Below are 1,240 nucleotides of genomic sequence, written 5' to 3' on the forward strand. Positions count from 1 at the left end.
TCCAGCTTGACCTTATAATCCAAAGCCTTTTCCCCACCAGAGGTAGGGTTTATAATTAACATTGCTTTTTTCATTGATAATACTCCTTAATTTTTAAATAGAAATGTTAGTGTAACTACATCAGTCATTACATATAATGCTATTATATAATGAAACCTCAAAAAATAGAAATCAGACGTACCGGAGATTGAGAGAATCAGTTCTAAAAAAGGTTGGATATGTTGAAAATGATAAATACCTTCTAGTTTATTCTTTTACCAATCGATTAAAATCAACCAAATATAAAATCCCAGCAATAAGAGCAAAAATTGCTGAAAAAAATGAAAGGAAGGGGATAAAACCTGTGATAGATGCAACTAAAAGAAACAAAAAGCTTTTCTTACGACCATTTGATTCTTTTCTATAAATGAAAATTGCAAGTATGGAACAAACAAGAAATATAAAACTAATTAAATTTACTGAAAAAGCCCATGCTGGTTTATCAACAAAACGAAGAGCCCCATTGATAAATCTTATCTCCCATCTATAGAAAAATGCAAATGCAATAATGGGAGAGCACGTTAAAGCAAAAATTCCATTAAAAAAAAATAAACTGTTTGATTTCATATTCAATCCTTTCCTGTACTTATTCATCGCTAATTAATAGATTCACTTTTTAAAAATTCTTTAGACTTCTGGACGATATAGAGCTGTTCATCTTCTTGAGCGAGTTTTCTAAACAATTCATTCGCCCTAGTCATATCTCCTTTTAATTTAGAGTTCAAGGCTTGATAGTAAATGATTTCCAATTGTTGATATTTAAACTCGTTTTCTAATTCTTCAAAGTAATCATTGGATTGATGAGCAATTGTTAAATCGTAAAGTGCAATACTCACGCTTTTTGTTTTCTCGGCTAGAGAGGAATCTGATATGGACATTTTGTTTAGCATAAGATCAAGCTCATCTCTGGTTAGGTTAGGATTTGCAAGAACTGTCGAGCGAATGAGGTAACTCTCTAAGGAATCCCTGTATTTTGGCTTCAGTTTTTGATCAGTCGTTGCTTCAGAAGCCTCCTTAATGGCAGCATCGAAATCACCAATCATATAGGAATACCCAACAGATGTTAGTGTCACATCCATTTTTATAATAGCTCTTTTTGCATCTTTCTTCAATTCAATGTATTGCTTCCAAGATGGTAAATCTAAGTCCATATACAGTAACTTAGTACCACTCCTTACATACCCTCTTCTGATTAGTGCAA

At 32.3% G+C, this 1,240-nt stretch carries 2 protein-coding genes and 1 pseudogene; all 3 read right to left on the reverse strand.

Annotated elements, in window-relative coordinates:
* Positions 1–74 (reverse strand): annotated as a pseudogene (locus GMD4S_RS13550) (acylglycerol kinase family protein); the annotation flags it as partial.
* Positions 75–246: 172 nt separating this feature from the next.
* Positions 247–606, reverse strand: a complete 360-nt coding sequence (locus tag GMD4S_RS09050) for a hypothetical protein (protein ID WP_000841612.1) — start codon at positions 604–606, stop codon at positions 247–249.
* 29 nt (positions 607–635) lie between these two features.
* On the reverse strand, positions 636–1,240 hold a 605-nt coding region (locus GMD4S_RS09055; RefSeq protein ID WP_029709244.1), incomplete at its 5' end, for a hypothetical protein.

The organism is Streptococcus sp. GMD4S (assembly GCF_000296955.1).

Bases quoted from the DNA above. Each gene is read 5' to 3' on its own strand.
- GMD4S_RS09050 (WP_000841612.1), bottom strand. From the start codon at position 606: ATGAAATCAAACAGTTTATTTTTTTTTAATGGAATTTTTGCTTTAACG.